This is a genomic window from Limisphaera sp. 4302-co, assembly GCF_049537155.1.
Lineage (GTDB): Bacteria > Verrucomicrobiota > Verrucomicrobiia > Limisphaerales > Limisphaeraceae > Limisphaera.
In genome coordinates this window covers 543,816-558,822 of record NZ_JBMVQZ010000001.1, presented here as the reverse complement: position 1 = coordinate 558,822, position 15,007 = coordinate 543,816, and the positions used below count along the sequence as shown (strand labels likewise).

Sequence of the window (15,007 nt, the reverse complement as noted above, 5' to 3'; positions counted from 1 at the left end):
ACCGGCTTGTGAAATTGTGTGCGGGCACAGGGGCCGGAAAGTGCCCGGCGGGAGGACCGGGCGGAGGGTGTGCCGGGGCCCTGTGGTGTCAACGGTTTTCGGTCCGGGAGCCGGCGGATGTTTCCGGTTCCCACGGCACCACCCACTTGTAGATGGTGTGGGACCCGTAGACGAACCGGCTTTCGCGGTCGTTGATCTCCTTGCCGGTGGGCGGGTCAATGTTCATGCGATAGACCAGAACCGGCTTGGCGCCGCGCATGTCGAAGTCGTGCGAGACGATTCGCGAGCCCGGCTTCATCCTGGCCAGTTGGGGCATGAGGCGGACGTTGAGTTCGGGCAGCAGATAGAGGGTGACCACGGTGGCCTCGCTGAGGTCGAGTGTGAAAATGTCCGCCTGTTTGATGGTGACGAGATGCTCGACCTTGTTGGAGCGGACGTTTTCACGGGCCTCGCGGACCCGCTGGGGATCGATGTCGAATCCGACGGCCTTCACGCCGTACTTCTTGGCGGCGGTGACCACGATGCGGCCGTCGCCGCAGCCCAGATCGTACACGACGTCGCCGGGCTTGATCTCGGCCAGTTCGAGCATTTTTTCCACGACCGGCATGGGCGTGGGCACGTAGATGACGTCCGGCTCGCGCGGCGGATCGGTTAGATCGTTGGTCTGGGCCCGCAGGACCGGTGCGACGAGGGAGAGGCTCAGCACCACGAGTCCGAGCGGCAGCAGCCTCCGGGAAATCGTTCTCATACGGCTCCTGTCCTAGCCGGGTCCGGCGAGATTGGCAACTTCGAAAGAACTGTTTCGATGGTTTGCCCGCGGGGTTGCCCGCCCGGCAGGGTTCTCCGAGAATGAGGGCGCCGTTCCCGATCCCGGGACGCTCCGGAGCGCCGGCCGGCTGCAGCAAGGTTTTCGAATGTGGAGGAACGACGCCATGGGTGGCAGGTGGACGAGGTGGTTGTGGGTGCTGGGCTGGTGGGCAGCTGGTGCGTGGGGTCAGATCATCACGGGCTTCGCACCGACGCACGGGCAGCCGGGGACCTGGGTGACCATCCAAGGGAGCGGCTTTCATTACAGTGGCGCGGTGGTGGATCCGGTGGTGGCGGTGCAGTTCGGCAGCCGGCCGGCCAACTTCCAGGTGACGGCGGACAATCAGTTGGTGGCGGTGGTGCCCGAGGGGGCTTCGACGGATTTCATTCGCGTGGCCAAGGCGGGTCGGGACTGGGTCTACAGTCCGCAGGTCTTCACGGTGATCGGGCCCGGTCCCTACATCCTGGGCTTTTCACCCACGCACGGCAGTGCGGGAACTCCGGTCCGGATTGAGGGTCTGCAGTTTGTCGGTGTGACGGGTGTGTGGTTCGGCGGGGTGCCGGCTCCTGGGTTTTTCGTGGAAAGCGAAACGAGCATCCGGGTCAACGTGCCGACCGGTGCGGTGACCGGTCCGATCCGGGTCGAACGGGCCGGGGTGGGCGCCCATGAGAGTGCCGATTGGTTTTATCTGCCGCCGGTGGTCGAAAGTGTGGGGCCCACCAACGGCCGGCCGGGCACGTTGGTGACCCTGCGGGGGCGGAACTTTCTCGGGGCGACGGGCGTGGAATTCGGCGGGGTGCCGGCTGCGTTCGAGCCGCCGCAGAGCAACCAGGTCTTGCGGGCCCTGGTCCCCACGGGGGCGGTAACGGGGCCGCTTCGGGTGACCACCCCCGGTGGCACGTTTGTCACAGCCTGGCAGTTCGTCGTGCCACCCACGTTGACGGATTTCGAGCCGGCGAGTGGACCGCCGGGCACGGAGGTGGTGTTGCGCGGGGCCAACTTGAACGCCGCCCCGGTAGACGTGTGGTTGGGCGGGGTTCCGGTCGCGGTTCGATCGGTGGCATTCGACCGGCTGGTGGTGGAAGTGCCGTCCGGGGCGGTGACCGCTCCGTTTGTCGTGGTCACGCGGGACGGGACCGACGCCGGTGCCGCTCTGTTTCATCTGCCGCCCGAGGTGACCGGGATCTTTCCGCAGTCGGGTCCGCCGGGGACGATGGTGACGGTGGCAGGGCGGAATCTGCTTGGCGCCACTGCGGTGAGTTTCGGAGGGGTGCCGGCCATGTTCGTGCCGGCCGAATCGAACACCAACCTGGTGGCTTTCGTGCCGGAGGACGTGCTCACGGGGCCGTTGGAGGTGACCACGCCGGGCGGTTCGGCGAACAGCGGGGCGCTTTGGTTTTACGGGCCGCCGCGGATCGAATCGGTGACGCCTGGCCGAGGGGCGGCCGGGACGGAAGTGGTCCTCACGGGACGGAACTTTCTGGGCGTCACCGAAGTTCGGTTCCAGGGAGCGGCGGCCGCCTTTGAGAGTCCCTCCAACCACGCCTTGCTGCGGGTCACGGTGCGGGCCGGGGCCGGGACGGGACCGATTGAGGTCGTCACGCCAGGGGGCGTGGCCGTGTGGGAGGGACCCTTCGTGGTTGAACGGTCGAGTGATCTGAAGTTGGAGGGGCCATCCGGGGAACTGCTGACGTACGAGGGCCGGCTCATCACGGTGCCGTTGAGGTTGTCGAACCCGGGTCCGCATCCGGCGACGAACGTGGTGATGGCGGTGACCTGGTCGGAGGAGGTGTTGCAGCTCGAGAGCGCGGATGTGGGTGGGGGCACGGTCGAGAAGGAGGCGGGTCGGGCCACGGTACGGTGGCCGGTACTGGCGCCCGGGACGAGTGCGGAGTCTGCGTGGGTGTGGTCAGCCCGGGGGGCAGGGCGTTCCACCAACCGGGTGGAGGTGATCAGCCCACACGGCGATCCCACGCCCGGGGATGCCCGGTTGTCGTGGAGCGTGGCCGTGGAGGCGCTGCCGCGACTCGGGATCGAAATTCTGCCCGACGGGAGACTCCGGCTTTCGTGGGCGGGTGCGTTTGCAAACTATCGGCTGGAACATCGGCCGCTGGAACCCGGTCAGGCGCCCTGGGCGGAGCACCCGATCCAGCCGGAGTTGAAGCAGGGACGTTGGGAGGTGGTGACGCCCCTGGAGGCCGGAGGTGAATGGTTCCGGCTGGTTCGAAACGGGTCTTGACCGGCTTCCGAGCGGGGTGTGGGCCCGGCTCCGCGCGAGCCGGGCGCCGGCGAAACGGGTTGACGCTGTGCGTCCGGGCTTTCCAGCATGGGTCATGCAGTTGGTCCTGAGCATGAACGGTCGAGAGGTCCGCCGTTTCCGTCCTCGCTTCCGCGCGGGTCATGCCGCGTGGCTTTTGCTGGGTGGTTTCGGTCTGGCCTGGGGCCTGGCGGGTGGGGGGTTGTGCCCATCGGGCCGGGCTGCGCAGCGCGACTCCGGACGGATCGAAGCGCGTGTGGACGCGCTGCTCCGACAGATGACGCTGGAGGAGAAACTGGGTCAGATGACCCAGGTGGATCTGGGTGCGCTGAAGGATCGGGACGATTTGTGGCGGCTCGGGCTGGGCTCGGTGTTGTGCGGGGGGAACACGGATCCGGAGGACAACCGGCCGGCGACCTGGCGGCGCACGGTGCTGGACTGCCAGCGTCTGACGCTGCAGAACCGGTTGCAGATCCCCCTACTGTTCGGCGTGGATGCCGTGCACGGCCACAACAACGTGCTGGGCGCGGTGATTTTTCCACACAACATCGGATTGGGCGCCACGCGGAACGCGCATCTGGTGGAGTCGGCCGCGCGTGTGACGGCCGACGAGATGCTGGCCACGGGCATCCACTGGGCGTTTGCGCCGTGTCTGGCCGTGGCCCGGGATCCGCGCTGGGGTCGGACGTATGAGAGCTACAGCGACGATCCGGCGCTGGTGGCCGAGCTGGGCGCGGCGGCGGTGCGCGGACTCCAGGGGAACGCAGGTCGGGACCGGTACGGTGCGTTGGCGTGTGCCAAACACTATGCCGGTGATGGCGGCACCACATGGGGGGTGGACCAGGGCAACACCGAATGCGACGAAGCCACGTTCCGGGGGATCCATCTGGCCCCCTATCGCGCGGCCATTCGCGCGGGCGTGGGTTCGGTCATGGCCTCCTACAGTAGTTGGAACGGTGTGAAACTGCACGGACACCGGTACCTGCTGACGGAGGTTCTGAAGGGCGAGCTGGGTTTCGACGGGTTTGTGGTGTCTGATTGGGCGGCGATTGATCAGTTGCATCCGAACTACAAGGAGGCGATCGCCCGCGCGATCAACGCCGGGGTGGACATGGCCATGATCCCGAACGGGCCGGGCCAAGCCAACTCTTATCGGGATTACCTGCGGTACCTGGCTGAACTGGTGCGGGAAGGGCGGGTGCCCGGGTCGCGGATTGACGATGCGGTCCGGCGCATCCTGCGCGTGAAGATGAGGTTGGGCTTGTTCGACAAACCGTACACGGATGAAACCCTGCTGGCGCGTCTGGGCAGCGCCGAGCACCGGGCGGTGGCGCGCCGTTGTGTGCGCGAATCGCTGGTGCTGCTGAAGAACGAGGGACGCGTGTTGCCCCTGTCTTCCAAGGTTCGACGCCTGCATGTGGTGGGCCCGGCGGCCGACGACCTGGGGATGCAATGCGGCGGATGGACGATCTCCTGGCAGGGCGGCACCGGCACGGTCACGCCGGGCGGAACCACGCTCCTGGCGGCGTTGCGCAAGGCCGTGCCGGCCGGGACCGAGGTGACGTACAGTGCCGACGGTACCGATGAAGCGGCTGCCGCTGCCGCGGATGTGATCCTGGTGGTGGTGGCGGAAAAGCCGTACGCCGAGATGATGGGCGATCGAAAGGAGCTGAACGTGCCGGAAGAGGACCGGGCCCGCGTACGCCGGGCCCGCGCCTCGGGCAAACCGGTGGTCACGGTGTTGTACTCGGGCCGGCCCCTGATTCTCGGGTCGGTGCTGGAGGACAGCCACGCGCTGGTGGCGGCGTGGCTGCCCGGCACCGAGGGCGACGGCATGGCAGACGTGTTGCTGGGCAGGGCCGAACCGGTGGGTCGGCTGCCCCGGGTCTGGCCGCGTGACAACCAGCACTTGAGCACATCAGAGGCCGAGGCGGATCCCTTGTTCCCGCGGGGTTTTGGACTCGGATATGCACGTGCGTCGCGCTGAAGGACGGGCTTTTCGGGCCACGGCCTGCCTCCCGGGCTTGCCTTGCGACCGACGCAAGGGGCAGACTTCCGGTCCATGCGGAGGCTGAGTTCGAGGGTGTGGACGCTGGCTTGCGTGGTGGGGCTGGGCGTCGCGACGGCGCTCGCACGGGCGGCGGAATCGGCCGCACTGCCGCTGGGCGAAACCAACCAACCGGTCCGGCCGCCAAAGGTCCGGAGGCCGAACATCCTGCTGATCGTGGCCGATGATCTGGGCTACGGGGACCTCGGCTGCTACGGATCCACCAAGATCCGGACGCCGAACCTGGATCGTCTCGCATCGGAGGGCATCCGGTTCACGCAGTTCTATGCGGGCAGCACGGTTTGCGCGCCGGCGCGCGCGGCGTTGATGCTGGGAAAACACACCGGGCATCTCCGCATTCGGGGCAATCGCCGCGGCCTGACCCTGCGGGCGGAGGAGCTCACCGTGGCGGAGTGGCTGCGTGCAGCCGGGTATCACACCGGCCTGATCGGCAAATGGGGGCTGGCGGTCGAAAACTCCCCCGGAGTACCCTGGCGGAAGGGATTCGACGAGTTCGTGGGGTATTTGGACAACCGTCATGCCCACGATTATTATCCGACCTACCTGTGGCGCTACGATCCCAGGAGCGGTTACGAGGGGAAAGTGACGTTGATCGAGAACTTCGCAGGGGCGCGCCGGCTCTATGTTCCGGATCTTTGCACCCGCGCGGCCACGAATTTCATCCGCATCAACAAGCCGGAGTGGTACAACGGGCACCGGCCGTTTTTCCTGATGCTCTGCTACACCATCCCGCACGCCAACAACGAGGAGGGCGCCCGTACGGGCAACGGCATGCAGGTGCCCTCGGACGCGCCCTATTCCGATCGTGCCTGGCCCCAGCCGGAGAAAAACAAGGCGGCCATGATCACCCGCATGGACGCTGACATCGGCCGGATCCTGGACCTGCTGAAAGCCACCGGCCAGGAGGAAAACACGATCGTGATTTTCACCAGCGACAACGGCCCGCACCGCGAAGGCGGGGTGGATCCCGCCTTCCTGGGCAGCTCGGGTCCCTTCCGCGGGATCAAACGGGACCTTTACGAGGGCGGGATCCGCGTGCCGATGATCGTGCGCTGGCCGCTTCAGATCCGGCCGGGACAGGTCAGCGACTTCGTCTGGGCGCACTGGGATTTGTTCCCCACACTGGCCGAGGCGGCCGGCACGAATGCGCCGGCGGGTCTGGACGGCATCTCCGTTTTCCCGTTGTGGGTTGGCCGGGAGCAGACCAACCGGCATGAGTATCTCTATTGGGAGTTTCATGAGCGGGGATTCCAGCAGGCGCTGCGTTGCCAAGACTGGAAGGCGGTGCGACCCGGTTACGGCGAGCCGTTGGAGCTCTACAACCTGAGCACCGACCCCGCCGAAAGGCACAATGTGGCCGGGCAACATCCCGACGTGGTCAAAGAGATCGAAAAGCTTCTGGCCGAGGCGCGGGTGGACTCGCCGGAGTGGCCCGTACAGACGTCCGCACCTCCGGCGCGTGCGACGTCGCCCCAAGCGCAGCCATCCGTTCCGCAGCCCGCACCCGGTAACTAGGACGGCCACCTGGAGGGTGGCCCACGCAGACATGCAACCTCACGCTTTTGACCGCCGAGTTCGCCCCCGGATGCGCCCGGGTTGTCGCGTGAAGAGATGCTGCCGATGGGCGTGCAGTTTGCTCCTGGGCTTGGCGGCGGCCCTGCGGGCCCAGGTGCTCGTTCCATTGGAAGTGAACGGCCCGGTGACCAACCGCGTGAACATGGTTGTGCTGGCCGAAGGGTACACCGCGGCACAGCAGGGGCAGTTTCTGCGGGACGCCACCAATCTGATGGCCAACTTTTTCGCCGCGGAGCCGTACTCGGCCTATCGGGGACATTTCAACGCCTACGCGCTGTTCGTGGCCTCCGCCGAATCGGGGTCGGACCATCCCACCACCGGCGGCCCTTATCGGAACACCTACTTCAACAGCGCGTACGAGTTCTACGACTATGTGATCACCATTCCGCCCAACGGCCTGGATCCGGACCCTGCACACGGGGTGGGCAAGGTGGAGCAATTGGTGGAGCAGTGGTTGCCGGAAGCGGACATCGTGGTGCTGCTCGTCAACGACATTCAGCCGGGTGGATCTTCGGGTGTGGGCGGGCCGACCGGCCGGAGCAACCGCCTACCGATCATCACGGCCCTCAATCCATTCCCGCCATACTCCGACATCGTGGTCCACGAATCGGGTCATTTCTTCGCCGGTTTGGTTGACGAGTACACCAACGCCTATCCGGGGTACGTCCCCGTGGAGGCACCCAACGCCACCCGGCAAACCCAGCGGGACCGGATCCCGTGGAACGCCTGGATCGAACCGGACACGCCGGTGCCGACGCCGAATGATTGGCAGTGGGCGGACGTGGTGGGGTTGTTCGAGGGCGCACAATACCAGGCAACGGGCTGGTACAGGCCCAGGTTCGATTGCAAAATGCGCACGCTGGGCATGCCCTTTTGCGAGGTGTGCCGCGAACAGATCGTGCGGGCGATCTATGACAAGGTGAGGCCGTGGGACGACGTGCGTCCTGCCGGGGAGCTGTTGCACGCGAACGCGGGGCAGACCCTGAGGTTCGAGGTGGATCTGGTCGAGCCGGTGTCCGGTGCACTCGCGGTGACGTGGCTGACCAACGGGGTGCCGGTGGCGGGAAGCAGCGGCCCGGTGCTGGTGCTCGACCCGGCGTCCCTGGGGGCCGGTCGGCACCAGGTGGAGCTGCGCGTGGCCGATCCTACTCCCTGGGTGCGCACGGATCCGGAGCAGCGGCTCCGGGCGACGTGGACCTGGGAGGTGCTGGTTGGTGGACCGGTGCTGCGGTGGACTGCCGTGGGCGGGGCCGCCGGCGGCCGACCGTGGTTCACCCTGGAGGGGCCCGCCGGCGGAAGCGTGGTGCTGGAGCGATCGGCCGATTTGTCGGCCTGGCAGCCGTTCCTGACCAACACCGCGTGGTCGGGACGCTGGGACTACACGAACGATCTGCCCGAGCAGGGAGGGATGGAGTTCTTCCGGGCGGTGTGGCAGCCCTGATCGGTTCCCGGCCCCGGGTTGCTCAGAACTCGTAGGGCGGATTGAACCTGCCGCAATCCGGGCAACGCGAGAGGTCCACGTCCGGGTCGTCCGTGTACACGCGTTTGCAAGCGCTGCACCGGAAGATCCGGTCCTGGGCGGCGGGCGGTTCGAACCTGCGACGGCGCATTTCGGTGAACACCGTGAGCAGTGCCAGCGCGCCCAACAAAAGCAGGACATAGCCGAGGATCAGTTCCTGTGCGGGCATGGCGGACAAAAGCTCAGCCGGGTCCGGTTGCCTGTGGTTGGGGCGGCAGGGTTTGCCACTGGAAAATGAGCACGCCACGGACGAGCTCTCCGGCGTCTCCCGGAGTCGGGCCGGCGGAGCCGGGGAACTCGAATTCCAACTGGCGTGCCAAGGACAGGGCCTGGCGATCGGCCGGTTCCCACCCGCTGGACACCAGCACGACCGCCGACACCACCCGGCCGGTTGGTTCCACCAAGACCCGCACGACCGTGTTGGTGAGCAGGTCCGGAGCTGACCAGCCCGGAAGGGCAGGAGGCAGCGTGCGGAGTCGGACCGGCCGACTCCATTCGCCAAGCTCGAGACGGGAAGGCCGGTCGGTCAACGGCGATCGCGGCACGAGGCTCCGGGTGTACAGCAGGGGCTCGACGCGCAGGGCCAACGGCGAGGGGGCCCAGCCACGCGGGGTCCAGGCGTTCTGAAAGGACCGGACCATGCGCGCGGCCGTGGGGACGAGGAAACGCGGAGGTTCCAAGGGAATCGAAGGCTGGTACGCAACGACCGGCGGCTCCATCCAGGCGGGACCGGAAAAGCTGTTGGAATGTCCGTGCACGAACAGCGTGGGATCGAGGACCGGCCAAAGCCGGGCTGCAGCCGGGCCCGCCAAGATCCAATGCGGGACCCGTTCGGGCGCACGGGCCGGCGAGGGTTCGCGTGCGCCGAACCACCACAAGCCCGCGAAGTGCAGCACCAGCAGCGCCCCCACGAGCATGGCCCAACGCCGGGCCGGCCATTCGGTTCGAACCGGAGCGGATTGGTTCATGACCCGTCGGACGGGGGCTGTGCGGGGGTGGAGCCTGCACCTGGCAGGGGTTGGGTGACCAGGAGTGCGCGGGTTAACCCTGCCTGCCGTGCCAGGATGGACAGCCGGATGAGCGTTTCGTACGGGGTGCGCCGATCGGCATGGACCAGCAGAGCCGGCGGCGAACGGAAACGGCCGGCTTCCTCCTTCAGGCGCTGCAACAGAGCCGCCTCATCCACCACCTGATGGTGAAAGTAAAACCGGCTGTCCCGATCCACTGCGACCGCCAGTGCCGGCTCATCGAGTCCCGGCAGGTCGGCGGCTGCGGGCAGTTCAAGCCGTACACCCGGTGTGGGGACCAGCGGCAGAAGCAGAATGAACAGCATCACCACCATCAGCGTGCCGGTCCAGGCCGCCACGTCCCACTGTCCGGTGAAGGGTTTGACGGTGACCGGGAATCTCATGATGGCCGGGGCTCGCCGTTGCCGTCGGCGACGATGTGCACGATCTCCGCCGCGGCGCGTTCCATGTCCACCACCAGCGCATGCACGCGGCTGACCAGGTAGTTGTAGGCCGCATATGCGGGGATGGAGATCCCCACGCCGAGGGCCATGTTGACCAGCGCCCGCCAGACCCCGCCGGAGACCTGCGTCACATGGGCGTAGAGCCCCTGTCGTTCCAGCTCGGCAAACACATCCATCAAGCCCAGCACCGTTCCCAGCAAACCCAGCAACGGCGCCAGGTGACACAGTGTGGCCAGCAGGTTGAGCCGGCGTTCCAGCGGGGGAACCTCTGCCAGGCCGGCCTCCTCCACGGCCTCCCGCACACGGTCCCGGCCCTGGTCGCGGGTCAGGATGGCGGCCTTGACCACACGCGGCACGGGCCCGGGAGTGGCGTCACAGATGGCAATGGCCTCCATGACGCTGGCCTTTTTGAGGACGGTGCGGATCCCGTTCAGGAACTCGGCCACGTTGATCTGGGCCCGGTGCAGGTGCAGGGCCCGCTCGAGAAAGACGGCCAGGGCCACCACCGCCAGCACCGCCAGCAGGATCGCCACCGGCCCGCCTTGCTTCAGGATGATCGGTACCACGGCGTCCTTATACGGCGCACTTCCGCGGCTTCAAAGTCCAAACTCCGGATGCCCCGGGGACGTTTTGCCGCACGAATCGAGCCGGGCTGAGGGGACCGGCCCACTTGGCGGGAACGGCCTTTGCCTCGGGCCGGCCCGCGGCTACATTCGGGGTGTGACCGAGGTGATCCCGTTGGACGATGTCATGCAGAAGGTCTGGGACGGCGGCCGGATCACGCCCGGGGAGGCACGCCTGCTCTACGACCTGCCGCTGCACGAGCTGGGTGCGCTGGCGGACCGGCGCCGTCAACTGGCCAAGGCCGCCGCTTACGGCGGACGCGGCGCCCGGATCGTCACCTACATCGTGGACCGCAACATCAATTACACGAACGTCTGCAATGTGTACTGCAAGTTTTGCGCCTTCTACCGGACGGAGAGGGCCCCGGACGCCTATGTCCTTTCCTTCGAAGAGCTGGATCGGAAGATCGAGGAGACCGTGGCGTTGGGCGGGACACAGATCCTCCTGCAGGGCGGGCACCATCCCGGGCTGCCCAAGCAGTGGTATCTCGACATGCTCCACCACATCCACAGCCGGTTTCCCCAGGTGAACATTCACGGGTTCAGCCCGCCGGAATTCATTCATTTTCAGAAGGTCTTCGACGAGCCGGTGGAACAGATCCTCCGGGAGTTCCGCGCAGCCGGTCTGGGTTCGATTCCCGGTGGCGGTGCCGAGATCCTGGTGGACCGCGTTCGGAAACAGATCGCCCCTTTGAAGGCCACCACGGATGAGTGGTTGCACGTGATGGAGACGGCCCATCGCCTGGGGTTGTGTTCCACGGCCACGATGATGTTCGGCCACGTGGAAACGGTGAAGGACCGGATCGAACACTGGGAACGGCTCCGCCAGTTGCAGGATCGGTCCCTGGCCCGGGCGGGCGCACAGCGCGCGGATGGCCCCGGAGCCACAAGCGGCGGTTACTTCACAGCGTTCATCGGCTGGACCTTCCAGCCCGACAACACCCGGCTGCGCCTTCCGCGCGCCGGAGGGACCGAATACCTCCGCACGCAGGCGCTGGCCCGCATTTACCTGGACAACTTCGAGAACGTTCAGAGCTCGTGGGTGACCCAGGGGCCGGAGATCGGGCAGCTGGCGCTGCAGTTCGGTGCAAACGACCTGGGCAGCATCATGATCGAGGAAAACGTGGTCCGGCAGGCTGGTGCCGCCTTCCGCATGACGGTGGCGGAGATGCACCGGTTGATCCGCGACCTGGGGTACGAGCCGCACCAGCGGGACAACTGGTACCGCCTCCTGAACTGAGAACCGCGCCGGCAACCGGGTGCGCGCTCCGGCGCTGGCGGGCCCGGCCGGGTGCATGCCATCGCCATGGACACGCTGGACTATCCGGATCGTCACCGGCTGGTGGCCGCGTTGGGATGGATGGAACTGGGCCGGCCGGAGGAAGCAGAACAGGAACTGACGCCCCTGCTCCGGCGGCCGCGACCGCATCCCGACGTGCTGGAGCTGCAGTGGGCTGTGCTGGCGGCCCAGCAACGTTGGACGGAGGCGGTGGAAGTGGCCGAGGCATTGATCCAGGCCGTGCCCGACCGGCCCAGTGGCTGGTTGCACCGGGCCTACGCGCTGCGCCGGGCACCGCATGGCGGCCTGGAACGGGCCTGGGCGGCCCTGCTGCCCGCGGCGGCGCATTTCCCCCGGGAGTTGCTGGTGGCCTACAACCTTTCCTGTTACGCCTGCCAGATGGGACGACTGGACGAGGCCCGGCACTGGTTGCGGCAGGCCCTGGAGCTCGGCGATCGGGAGCAGGTCAGGCAGATGGCCCTTCAGGACCCGGATCTCGAGCCGCTTCATCCGGAGCTGAAGGACTGGTAGCGGCCGGCGTGCGGTGGGTGGCAAGCGCGTATCCCGCGTGAAAGGCGCACACGGTCGTGACGGCAAAAGGCGCCAGCAACAATGCCCAGGTGGCCTCGTCAGCCCGGCCGAAAGACCCCAGCAACAGCACACCGTTCCAAGCCACCCAGCCCAGAAAGGCCCGCAGGGGCGGCAGACGCGGGTGCGGGTGTTTGTCCAGCAACGCCGGGAGCGCCGCAGCGAGGGCGAGCCCGTGGCCGATCCACCATCCCGGCAACGGATCGAGCACCAGACCCTGCACCTGCCAGCGTGGATCCGCCCAGGTGTACCATCCGAACCGATGCCGCATGCACAGATCTGCGCCGAGCTGGGGGATCAGGGAAAGGGCCGCCGTGAGGAGCAGGCGGCGGATCCCCGGCGCCCGGCCCGGTCGCCCGGGTGCCAGCCACCACAGGGCCGCCGCTCGTGCACTCAACAGGCTCAGCGCCCACACGAGACCCGTGGAGGCGAGCCACACACCGCCGCCCGGGGCATGGTCCGGAAACATCTTGCGACCCAGGGGCCAGCCCAGTTGCCGGTTCCACTCTTCCAGCACCATGCCGACCACCGCCGTCGTGGCCCCCGCCAACAAAAGGTTCGGCCACGGCAGCCAGGGCCGCCGGTGCGACGTCTCAGGCGGAGGCGCAACCTTGGGTTCCGGCATGTGCGTCTCGATTGACCTGTGAGCGCGGGGATCACGGCCACCGGTCGGCCAGCGGGTCCACGCGCGCAGACCCACTGCGACCGAGGTTGTCTCGGTCGCGGGCCGAGGACTACACTGCCTGCTGTGATCCGCAACATCATTTTCGACTGGTCCGGAACGCTCGTGGACGACCTGCCCGCAGTCTGGCGCGCCACCAATCACGTTCTGGAACAGGCCGGTCGGCCGCCCCTGAGCCTGGACCGGTTCCGCGAAGAGTTCTGCCTCCCGTTTCTCCGGTTCTACGAACGGCACGTGCCGGACGTTCCGCTGCCGACTCTGGAGCGTTGGTTTCACGAGCACTTTGCGGCTGCCCAGGATTCGGTGGCGGCGCTGCCCCACGCACGGGCCTTTTTGGAATTCTGCCGGGAACACGGCCTGCGCACCTTCGTCCTGAGCACGGTCAGGCGCGATTACTACCAGCGGCAGGCGGACCGGACCGGGCTGGCGCCGCTGCTGGGGCCGGCCTATGTGGAGGCGTGGGACAAGCGCGAATGGATCGGCCGGCTGCTGCGGGAAAACGGGTTGGTGCCGGGGGAGACAATCTTCGTGGGCGACATGCAACACGACATCGAAACGGCGCGGCACGGCGGCGTGGGATCCTGCGCCGTGCTGACCGGCTACAACACACTCCCGCAACTTCGGCAGGCCGGGCCGGACCTGATCGTGGAACACCTGGGCGAGCTGCAGGCGCGCCTGGCAGCTGCGCGTTTCAAGTGGCCGCCGGAGCCGGACGCTGTTGCGGGGCCGGTGGTCACGGTGGGCGCGCTCATTCTGAACGAGCGCAACGAGGTCCTGCTGGTGCGGACACCCAAATGGTCGCATCGCTGGGGCATGCCCGGCGGCAAGGTGCGGCAGGGCGAGACCTGCGAGGCTGCGCTACGGCGGGAACTGCGGGAAGAAACCGGCCTCGAGGTGGTCGTGGTGCGGCAGGTCGGGATGCAGGAGTGGGTGAACCCGCCCGAATTCTATCGGCCGGCTCATTTTGTTTTGATGACGTATCTCTGCCGGGTGAAGGGCCGCGTGGAGGTCCGGCTCAACGAGGAGGGTTGCGGCTGGCGGTGGATACCGCTGGCGGCGGCGCTCGGCGAGGATCTCAACGTGCCCACCCGCCGGCTGATCGAGCAGGTGCTGCAGGATGGCGCCGCCGGGGCGGGGATGCTTTCTGCCGCCGGGGCTGTCACGGTTCAGGGTTGAAAGGGGGAGCCATGTTGACGATTTCGATCGTGGACCAGGAGGTGTTCTACCGCGTGGGGGTGACCGAGGCTGAACGGGCCCATCCGCAGCGGTTGCTGTTGAGTGTGGAGATGGAACCGGCCGATCTGCGGGCCACGGTCACCGACGATCTGGCCCACACCGTGGACTACCATGCCGTTTCCCGGGAGTTGGCCGGCTTCGGCGAGGGCCGGAGCTGGTCGTTGTTGGAAAAACTGGCTTCCGACCTGGCCGGGCAACTGTTGCAGCGGTACCGGCCGGCGGCGGTCACGGTGGAGATCAAAAAGTTCGTACTGCCGGACGCGCGCTATGTGGCGGTGCGGCTGCGGCGGACGCTCCCGCAGGCGGCGTCTCAGGAGGGATAACCGCCCGTGATGTAGCTCTCCAGCTGCTTGATGGTCTGGCTCTGCTGGTTGATGACCCAGTTGACCAGGTCACCGATGGAGACGATCCCCACCACCTTGTGATTCTCCACCACGGGCAGGTGCCGGATGCGGTGTTCGGTCATCAGCCGCAGGCCGTCCTCCACGGAATGCTGCGGGGTGGCGCAGATCACCCGTTCGGAGAGAATCTCCCGAACCTTGGTTTCCTTCGAAGACCGGCCGCGCAGGGCGACCTTGCGCGTGTAATCCCGCTCGGAAAAGATCCCCACCAACCGGTCACCGTCCATGACCAGGAGCGCGCCCACGTTCTTCTCGGCCAGTTTCTGGATCGCTTCGAAGACGGTGACATCCGGAGAGACGCTCCATACCTGGTGGCCCTTGTGCTTCAGGACATCGGCGATGGTGCCCGTGGACTGGATCATGGTCGTTACTCCCGAGTATGCACGATGCTTGATGTCTGACCGGGCCGACCCGGTTCGCCGGGGGGCCGCGTGAACAATGTAGGACCGGCGAAGCGTGGCGCCCAGAGAAAAATTTCCTCCGTCGGGGGGCACCCCACC

At 67.1% G+C, this 15,007-nt stretch carries 15 protein-coding genes; 8 read left to right on the top strand and 7 right to left on the bottom strand.

What is annotated here, in order from left to right; translation table 11 throughout:
- Nucleotides 1-88 precede the first annotated feature (88 nt).
- Nucleotides 89-748, bottom strand: coding sequence for an SAM-dependent methyltransferase (locus ACPDIX_RS02085; RefSeq protein WP_423430105.1), 660 nt, complete (start codon nucleotides 746-748; stop codon nucleotides 89-91).
- 166 nt (nucleotides 749-914) lie between these two features.
- Here ACPDIX_RS02085 and ACPDIX_RS02080 point away from each other — a divergent pair, with 166 nt between their 5' ends.
- The 4 genes from ACPDIX_RS02080 to ACPDIX_RS02065 all read left to right on the top strand — a co-directional run bounded on the left by ACPDIX_RS02080 (nucleotide 915) and on the right by ACPDIX_RS02065 (nucleotide 8,149).
- Nucleotides 915-3,047 (top strand): IPT/TIG domain-containing protein, encoded by a 2,133-nt coding sequence (locus ACPDIX_RS02080; RefSeq protein ID WP_423430104.1) that lies wholly within the window; start codon nucleotides 915-917, stop codon nucleotides 3,045-3,047.
- 112 nt (nucleotides 3,048-3,159) lie between these two features.
- The gene (locus ACPDIX_RS02075) at nucleotides 3,160-5,052 is read left to right on the top strand and encodes a glycoside hydrolase family 3 protein (protein ID WP_423430103.1); all 1,893 of its coding nucleotides are present in this window, start codon (nucleotides 3,160-3,162) and stop codon (nucleotides 5,050-5,052) included.
- A 75-nt stretch (nucleotides 5,053-5,127) separates the two neighbouring features.
- On the top strand, nucleotides 5,128-6,648 hold the full coding sequence (locus ACPDIX_RS02070; RefSeq protein ID WP_423430102.1) for an arylsulfatase: 1,521 nt from the start codon (nucleotides 5,128-5,130) through the stop codon (nucleotides 6,646-6,648).
- A 130-nt stretch (nucleotides 6,649-6,778) separates the two neighbouring features.
- Complete coding sequence (locus ACPDIX_RS02065; protein WP_423430101.1) at nucleotides 6,779-8,149, top strand: M64 family metallopeptidase; 1,371 nt, start codon at nucleotides 6,779-6,781, stop codon at nucleotides 8,147-8,149.
- 22 nt (nucleotides 8,150-8,171) lie between these two features.
- Here the strand turns inward: ACPDIX_RS02065 and ACPDIX_RS02060 are convergent, their stop codons facing one another.
- The 4 genes from ACPDIX_RS02060 to ACPDIX_RS02045 are packed head-to-tail and all read right to left on the bottom strand — an operon-like array spanning nucleotide 8,172 to nucleotide 10,264.
- A complete protein-coding gene (locus ACPDIX_RS02060) occupies nucleotides 8,172-8,396 on the bottom strand; it encodes a hypothetical protein (protein ID WP_423430100.1) in 225 nt (74 codons plus the stop codon).
- A 13-nt stretch (nucleotides 8,397-8,409) separates the two neighbouring features.
- Nucleotides 8,410-9,195 carry a TonB family protein gene (locus ACPDIX_RS02055; RefSeq protein WP_423430099.1) on the bottom strand — a complete coding sequence of 262 codons (786 nt, stop codon included), beginning with the start codon at nucleotides 9,193-9,195 and terminating at the stop codon, nucleotides 8,410-8,412.
- On the bottom strand, nucleotides 9,192-9,638 hold the full coding sequence (locus ACPDIX_RS02050; protein WP_423430098.1) for an ExbD/TolR family protein: 447 nt from the start codon (nucleotides 9,636-9,638) through the stop codon (nucleotides 9,192-9,194). The genes ACPDIX_RS02055 and ACPDIX_RS02050 overlap by 4 nt, the downstream gene beginning before the upstream one ends.
- A complete protein-coding gene (locus tag ACPDIX_RS02045) occupies nucleotides 9,635-10,264 on the bottom strand; it encodes a MotA/TolQ/ExbB proton channel family protein (RefSeq protein WP_423430097.1) in 630 nt (209 codons plus the stop codon). Before ACPDIX_RS02045 ends, ACPDIX_RS02050 begins: the two co-directional genes overlap by 4 nt.
- 154 nt (nucleotides 10,265-10,418) lie before the next feature.
- Between ACPDIX_RS02045 and mqnC the strand changes: the two genes are divergently transcribed.
- Both mqnC and ACPDIX_RS02035 read left to right on the top strand, forming a co-directional pair.
- Nucleotides 10,419-11,561, top strand: a complete 1,143-nt coding sequence (gene mqnC / locus ACPDIX_RS02040) for a cyclic dehypoxanthinyl futalosine synthase (protein WP_423430096.1) — start codon at nucleotides 10,419-10,421, stop codon at nucleotides 11,559-11,561.
- Nucleotides 11,562-11,627: 66 nt separating this feature from the next.
- Entirely contained in the window at nucleotides 11,628-12,131 is a 504-nt protein-coding gene (locus ACPDIX_RS02035) for a TPR end-of-group domain-containing protein (RefSeq protein ID WP_423430095.1), read from the top strand.
- Here the strand turns inward: ACPDIX_RS02035 and ACPDIX_RS02030 are convergent.
- On the bottom strand, nucleotides 12,067-12,813 hold the full coding sequence (locus ACPDIX_RS02030) for a hypothetical protein (RefSeq protein WP_423430094.1): 747 nt from the start codon (nucleotides 12,811-12,813) through the stop codon (nucleotides 12,067-12,069). The genes ACPDIX_RS02035 and ACPDIX_RS02030 overlap by 65 nt on opposite strands.
- A 123-nt stretch (nucleotides 12,814-12,936) precedes the next feature.
- On the opposite strand from ACPDIX_RS02030, the gene ACPDIX_RS02025 reads away from it, so the two are divergent.
- Nucleotides 12,937-14,046: an NUDIX domain-containing protein gene (locus ACPDIX_RS02025; protein ID WP_423430093.1), complete on the top strand. Its 1,110-nt coding sequence runs from the start codon at nucleotides 12,937-12,939 to the stop codon at nucleotides 14,044-14,046.
- 11 nt (nucleotides 14,047-14,057) lie between these two features.
- A complete protein-coding gene (locus ACPDIX_RS02020; RefSeq protein ID WP_423430092.1) occupies nucleotides 14,058-14,429 on the top strand; it encodes a dihydroneopterin aldolase in 372 nt (123 codons plus the stop codon).
- On the opposite strand, the gene ACPDIX_RS02015 is transcribed toward ACPDIX_RS02020, so the two are convergent.
- Nucleotides 14,417-14,869: a CBS domain-containing protein gene (locus ACPDIX_RS02015; protein ID WP_423430091.1), complete on the bottom strand. Its 453-nt coding sequence runs from the start codon at nucleotides 14,867-14,869 to the stop codon at nucleotides 14,417-14,419. The genes ACPDIX_RS02020 and ACPDIX_RS02015 overlap by 13 nt on opposite strands.
- Nucleotides 14,870-15,007: the final 138 nt, after the last annotated feature.

Coding starts and splice junctions, on each gene's coding strand:
- ACPDIX_RS02035 (WP_423430095.1), top strand. CDS start 11,628: ATGGACACGCTGGACTATCCGGATCGTCACCGGCTGGTGGCCGCGTTG.
- ACPDIX_RS02050 (WP_423430098.1), bottom strand. CDS start 9,638: ATGAGATTCCCGGTCACCGTCAAACCCTTCACCGGACAGTGGGACGTG.
- ACPDIX_RS02060 (WP_423430100.1), bottom strand. CDS start 8,396: ATGCCCGCACAGGAACTGATCCTCGGCTATGTCCTGCTTTTGTTGGGC.
- ACPDIX_RS02015 (WP_423430091.1), bottom strand. CDS start 14,869: ATGATCCAGTCCACGGGCACCATCGCCGATGTCCTGAAGCACAAGGGC.
- ACPDIX_RS02080 (WP_423430104.1), top strand. CDS start 915: ATGTGGAGGAACGACGCCATGGGTGGCAGGTGGACGAGGTGGTTGTGG.
- ACPDIX_RS02030 (WP_423430094.1), bottom strand. CDS start 12,813: ATGCCGGAACCCAAGGTTGCGCCTCCGCCTGAGACGTCGCACCGGCGG.
- ACPDIX_RS02020 (WP_423430092.1), top strand. CDS start 14,058: ATGTTGACGATTTCGATCGTGGACCAGGAGGTGTTCTACCGCGTGGGG.
- ACPDIX_RS02070 (WP_423430102.1), top strand. CDS start 5,128: ATGCGGAGGCTGAGTTCGAGGGTGTGGACGCTGGCTTGCGTGGTGGGG.
- ACPDIX_RS02075 (WP_423430103.1), top strand. CDS start 3,160: ATGAACGGTCGAGAGGTCCGCCGTTTCCGTCCTCGCTTCCGCGCGGGT.
- ACPDIX_RS02085 (WP_423430105.1), bottom strand. CDS start 748: ATGAGAACGATTTCCCGGAGGCTGCTGCCGCTCGGACTCGTGGTGCTG.
- ACPDIX_RS02055 (WP_423430099.1), bottom strand. CDS start 9,195: ATGAACCAATCCGCTCCGGTTCGAACCGAATGGCCGGCCCGGCGTTGG.